Here is a 5,479-nt window from a genome sequence, read left to right as displayed (position 1 = left end):
AAACTTCTAAGCGATATCTTGAAATTGGCAATTTTCGGTAGGTTATATTTTTTAAACTGAAGTTCTTCTGAGACCTACAGGGTTTTATAAACCTTGCAGGAGTCATCTAATCCTGCAAGGTCTTTTTTGACCTTGTAGGTCTCATTTTCGCTTCGCGTTTCAACTTTCTGAAGCCACAAATCCAAAACGGATACTGTGAAAATTATCCCGCAGAAAGCGCAGATTGCCGCGGAAATATCTCTTTCTCTTCTGAAACTTCTAGGCGTTGCCTTAAAATTGGCAATTTTCGGAATGCTATTTTTTTTAGGCTGAAGTTCTACCGAGATCTACAAGGTTTTCTAAACCTTGCAAGAGCATTTAATCCTGCGAGGTCTTTTCTGACCTTGTAGGTCTCATTTTCGCCTCACTTTTTTAACTCCACTTTCTGAAGCCACAAATCCAGAACAGATACTGTGAAAATTATCCCGCAGAAAGCGCAGATTGTCGCGGAAATATCTCTTTCTCTTCTGAAGTTTCTAAGCGATACCTTAAAACTGGCAATTTTCGGCATGCTATTATTTTTAGGCTGAAGTTCTTCTGAGACCTACAAGGTTTTATTAACCTTGCAGGAGTCATTTAATCCTGCAAGGTCTTTTTTGACATACGAGGTCGCATTTTCGCCTCATTTTTTGCCTCTTTCACTGCTTTACTCGTTAACTTTTTTCAAACCTTCAAATATTACCAGCTTCCACCGGCTCCGCCGCCTCCAAAGCCGCCGCCGCCAAAACCACCTCCGAAGCCTCCGCCTCCACCAAAGCCGCCACCGCCTCCACCAAAGGTGCCACGGCCTAGTGAGCTGAGGATGATAGCGTCAAAAAGAGTGCTGCTGCCGCTTCTGCGACCTCCATTTCTGCCTCCCCTGTTTTTTCTGCTTATAGAAATAAGGATGATGATGAAAATGATAAAAAAGATGATCGTCCGGATTGGTGTGCCTTCAGAAGCTCCACGACTGGGAGTTCCCTTAAAAGTGCCGTTAAGAACCTGAAATATGGCCGTAGTACCTTCATTTAATCCCGAATAATAGTTGTTGGTGCGAAATTCAGGTAAAATGACGTTTTCTATAATAGCTTTAGTATTGCTGTCGGTAAGATATTCTTCAAGACCGTAGCCTGTGGTAATCCATACTTTACGATCCTCTTCAGCTACAAGAATTAAAAGTCCGTTATCCTGCTCACTCTGTCCTATTCCCCACTCGTGTGCCCAATGTGTGGCATAGGTTCCGGCGTATTCTCCTTCAAGTGAATTTATGGTCACCACAACAATTTGAGTAGAAGTGGTATCTGCGTAATTTATAAGTTTTTGCTCCAGCTGGGTTTCTTCAGAAGAAGAAAGTAGATCTGCTTCGTCATACACACTGGTTTCCTCAGAAGGTTTTGGCGGTATATCGCGCTGCGCAAGGCATATGCCGGTAAAAGCAAGTAAAGATAATAAGGTTAGGCTTAGCTTTTTTGTAGGTATCAGCATTTATCCTTTTGAAATTTTGTCGGAAAGTTCGTTTACATCATTCTCTTTCCATGGGAAATGTTTCTGAAGCTGTTCTCCGGCCTTTAGTACACCGTCTACCAGCCCCTGCTTGAAGTTTCCCTGTTTGAATTGTGCTACAATAGCATCCTTTGTGCTTTCCCAGAAATCATTGGGAACCACGTTGTTTATACCTTTATCACCATAGATCACGAAATTACGATCTTCTACGGCAACGTAAATTAATACGCCGTTGTCCTGTTTGGTATTGTCCATCTTGAGCATATGGAAAACTTCCATCGCACGGTCAAAAATGTCCATTTCGCCAGTGGATTTTTCAAGATGAACCCGTATTTCCCCTGAAGTGTTTTTTTCAGAAGTTCTTATGGCCTCTACAATCTCTTCCTCTTCATCTTTCGTCAAAAATTCTTCAGTCTTGCTCATAGTCTAAAATTCAAATTCCACGTCTGGCGCATTTTCTGCTCCGGCTTCTGCCTCGAAGGCGGGCTTTCTTTCAAACCCAAACATTCCTGCAAAAATGTTGTTCGGGAATTTTCTAATGTAGGTGTTATATTCTTGTACCGATTCGTTATACCGGGTTCTGGCAACACTTATACGGTTTTCTGTGCCTTCCAGCTGTGATTGTAACTGGAGGAAGTTTTGATTTGCCCGCAATTCCGGATAACGTTCTACGGTAACCAATAGTCGTGATAATGCTGATGATACGCCGCTTTGTGCTTCCTGGAACTGCTGTATTTGTTGGGGATCAAGATTGTTGGCATCTACATTTATAGAAGTGGCACGGGACCGGGCTTCAATAACATCGGTTAAAGCTCCGCGTTCAAAATCTGCTGCTCCTCTTACAGTATTTACCAGGTTTGGGATAAGATCACTTCTTCTTTGATAAGAGGTTTCTACATCTGCCCAGGTCCTGGTCACGTTTTCTTCCAGTTCTACCGCGGTGTTGTTAACGCCTGCAGTAAGGCTGTAAATAATTATTGCCACAACAACGATTACAATTGTTGGGATTAGCCATTTCTTCATAATTACAACTGATTTTTAATATTTATAAGCGTAGCTTTTATGCCCTCTAACTTACGAATAATTTCAAAATTGGTGAGGGTTTGTTGCTTTTCTTCTTTTAGATGTGTTTTAGCGCCTTCCAATGTAAATCCGCGCTCTTTTACAAGGTGAAAAATAAGTTCGAGGTTTTTAATATCCTCCTGGGTGAACTTCCTGTTGCCTTTGGCGTTTTTTTTCGGCTTAATTACATCAAACTCTTTTTCCCAAAAACGGATAAGGGAAGTATTTACCTTAAATGCATCGGCAACTTCGCCAATGCTATAATAACGTTTTTCCGGAAGGTCAATATGCATTAGTCGAGGGATTGGTTTTCTTGTTGAGCCTTCTCCAGGATCTCGTCAAATTCTTCCGGAGAAAGATTTCCGTAGTAAAAATTGATAGGGTTTATCCTGTCTTCATCTTTAAAGATCTCGTAATGCAGGTGGGGAGCTTCAGACCGCCCGGTGCTTCCTACAAAACCAATAACATCGCCGCGTTTCACCGTTTGTCCGCGTCGCACGTTGTATTTGTATAAGTGGCCGTAAAGGCTGGTGTAGCCGTAGCCGTGGTCTATTCTAATATGGTTTCCATATCCCGTAGAGCGATTGTCTGCACGGGTCACCCTGCCATCGCCGGTAGCGTAAACCGGTGTGCCGCGGGGTGCGGTGAAATCCATCCCGTAATGGAATTTTTTAACTTTGGTAAAAGGATCTGTCCGCCATCCATAACCCGATGCGATCCTTCTAAGATCTTCATTCTTTACGGGTTGTATCGCAGGAACCGAAGCCAGTAAATTTCCCTTTTCTTTAGCCAATTCTGCAAGTTCATCCAGAGACCTGGACTGCACTACTATTTGCTTTGTTAGGATATCCATTCTCTTGGTGGTCTCAATAATTAAGCTGGAATTATCAAAACCTTCAAGTTCTTTGTACCTGTTTATTCCCCCAAAGCCGGCTTTACGCTGCTCTTCAGGAATTGGGTTGGCTTCAAAATATAATCTGTAGATATTATTATCCCTGTCTTCAATATTGGCAAGCACATCCTGAACCTGATTCATTTTTTTGTTCAGAAGGCCGTATTGCAGTTTCATGTTCTGCAACTCCCGTTTTAGCGTCTTTTCCTTAGGAGTTTCAATCTGGGGGATATTAAGGTAAATTACAAGCAGGATAAAACCAGCCAGAAAAGAACTGAGGATACTTAGCATAACAATTCCTAAACGGCGTCCCTTACGGCGCTCTATTTTTTTATAGGAAAGTGTCTCGCTATCGTAATAATATTTAACCTTCGACATGAGTTAAATTTGTGCTATTTTTGCCATTCATTACTGTACATTATTGTGCAGATTTTAAACGGTAAACGAACAAATATAAGAATTGTTTCATCGCCGTCATAATTTTGTAAAATTTAGAATAGAAGAGCTTCATGAAATCGCAAGATATCCGAAACCAATTCCTTAAATTTTTTAAAAGCAAATCCCATTCCATAGTTTCTTCCGCTCCTATGGTGATTAAGGATGATCCTACATTAATGTTTACCAATGCAGGAATGAACCAGTTTAAAGAATTTTTTCTGGGAAATTCAGAACCTAAGAATTCCCGGGTTACCGATACTCAAAAATGTTTGAGGGTTAGTGGTAAACATAATGATCTGGAAGAGGTAGGGCATGATACATACCATCATACCATGTTTGAGATGCTCGGAAACTGGAGTTTTGGTGATTATTTTAAAAAAGAAGCGATTCACTGGGCGTGGGAATTACTTACTGAAGTTTACAAAATCAACCCTGAAAATCTTTACGTTTCGGTTTTTGAAGGCAGTAAGGATAATGATAGGCTCGAGCTTGATACAGAAGCTTTAGAACTGTGGAAGGCCATTGTGCCTGAAGAAAGGATTATCTACGGAAATAAAAAGGACAATTTTTGGGAAATGGGCGACCAGGGACCCTGCGGGCCGTGTTCAGAAATTCATATCGACATACGTTCTGATGAAGAGAAGTCAAAGATTTCGGGAAGGGAGCTTGTAAATGCCGATCATCCGCAGGTTGTGGAAATCTGGAACCTGGTTTTTATGCAATATAACCGCAAGGCTGATGGTTCTCTGGAAGATTTGCCGGCGAAGCATATCGATACAGGAATGGGCTTTGAGCGTTTGTGTATGGTCCTGCAGGGGAAGCAATCCAACTACGAAACTGATGTTTTTACACCGCTACTTCGGGAAATAGAAACGGTAACGAATAAAAAATACGATACCTCAGAAAAGGCAAATATCGCCTTTAGGGTTATTGCAGACCACGTGAGAGCTGTTGCTTTTTCTATTGCAGACGGGCAGTTGCCAAGTAATACCGGCGCCGGTTATGTGATAAGAAGAATTTTGAGGAGGGCCATTCGCTACGGATTCACCTTTTTGGATACCAAAGAGCCTTTTATTTATAAGCTCGTAGAAACCTTAAGCCGACAAATGGGAGAAACTTTCCCTGAACTTAAGTCACAACAACAACTTTGTGAGAATGTGATAAGGGAAGAGGAGATTTCTTTCCTTAGGACTTTGGACCAGGGATTGGTGCTGCTGGAAAATATTATTGAAGAAGCTGATAAGAAGAAGATTTCAGGAAAAAAAGCTTTTGAGCTTTACGACACTTATGGGTTTCCGATAGATCTAACAGCGCTTATTCTTAGGGAGCGTGGTTACGATTTAGATGAAAAAGAATTTGAAACGGAATTAAAAAAGCAAAAAGATCGTTCCCGTGCCGCAACGCAGGTTACTGCCGGGGATTGGACAGAATTAAATTCCGTAGAAAAAGAAGCTTTTCTTGGTTATGATCATCTGGAGTCTGAGGTGAAAATTGCCAAATATCGGAAGGTGGAAAATAAGAAGCAGGGAGAACTGTTTCAGGTGGTTTTTAATAAAACCCCTTTTT

At 41.4% G+C, this 5,479-nt stretch carries 6 protein-coding genes; 1 reads left to right on the top strand and 5 read right to left on the bottom strand.

Annotated features, from left to right (window positions below):
- Positions 1 to 717: 717 nt before the first annotated feature.
- Genes RM529_RS15760 through RM529_RS15740 form a run of 5 tightly spaced genes read right to left on the bottom strand, consistent with a single transcriptional unit; the run spans position 718 to position 3,853 of the window.
- Positions 718 to 1,503 (bottom strand): TPM domain-containing protein, encoded by a 786-nt coding sequence (locus tag RM529_RS15760; RefSeq protein WP_311485708.1) that lies wholly within the window; start codon positions 1,501 to 1,503, stop codon positions 718 to 720.
- Positions 1,504 to 1,944, bottom strand: a complete 441-nt coding sequence (locus RM529_RS15755; RefSeq protein WP_311485707.1) for a TPM domain-containing protein — start codon at positions 1,942 to 1,944, stop codon at positions 1,504 to 1,506.
- A 3-nt stretch (positions 1,945 to 1,947) separates the two neighbouring features.
- Positions 1,948 to 2,544, bottom strand: a complete 597-nt coding sequence (locus RM529_RS15750; protein ID WP_311485706.1) for a LemA family protein — start codon at positions 2,542 to 2,544, stop codon at positions 1,948 to 1,950.
- Positions 2,545 to 2,546: 2 nt separating this feature from the next.
- Positions 2,547 to 2,876, bottom strand: coding sequence for a MerR family transcriptional regulator (locus tag RM529_RS15745; RefSeq protein WP_311485705.1), 330 nt, complete (start codon positions 2,874 to 2,876; stop codon positions 2,547 to 2,549).
- Positions 2,876 to 3,853 carry a M23 family metallopeptidase gene (locus RM529_RS15740; protein WP_311485704.1) on the bottom strand — a complete coding sequence of 326 codons (978 nt, stop codon included), beginning with the start codon at positions 3,851 to 3,853 and terminating at the stop codon, positions 2,876 to 2,878. The genes RM529_RS15745 and RM529_RS15740 overlap by 1 nt, the downstream gene beginning before the upstream one ends.
- A gap of 131 nt (positions 3,854 to 3,984) precedes the next feature.
- Here RM529_RS15740 and alaS point away from each other — a divergent pair.
- A partial coding sequence (gene alaS, locus RM529_RS15735) for an alanine--tRNA ligase (RefSeq protein ID WP_311485703.1) occupies positions 3,985 to 5,479 on the top strand: 1,495 nt, incomplete at its 3' end.

The sequence above is a fragment of the Autumnicola edwardsiae genome (assembly GCF_031846505.1).
GTDB classification, from domain to species: Bacteria; Bacteroidota; Bacteroidia; order Flavobacteriales; family Flavobacteriaceae; genus Autumnicola; species Autumnicola edwardsiae.
This window is presented reverse-complemented; position numbering and strand designations above follow the sequence as displayed.

What these genes read in the sequence shown, in the direction of transcription:
- RM529_RS15755 (WP_311485707.1), bottom strand. Translation starts at nt 1,944, where the DNA reads ATGAGCAAGACTGAAGAATTTTTGACGAAAGATGAAGAGGAAGAGATT.
- RM529_RS15740 (WP_311485704.1), bottom strand. Translation starts at nt 3,853, where the DNA reads ATGTCGAAGGTTAAATATTATTACGATAGCGAGACACTTTCCTATAAA.
- RM529_RS15745 (WP_311485705.1), bottom strand. Translation starts at nt 2,876, where the DNA reads ATGCATATTGACCTTCCGGAAAAACGTTATTATAGCATTGGCGAAGTT.
- RM529_RS15750 (WP_311485706.1), bottom strand. Translation starts at nt 2,544, where the DNA reads ATGAAGAAATGGCTAATCCCAACAATTGTAATCGTTGTTGTGGCAATA.
- RM529_RS15760 (WP_311485708.1), bottom strand. Translation starts at nt 1,503, where the DNA reads ATGCTGATACCTACAAAAAAGCTAAGCCTAACCTTATTATCTTTACTT.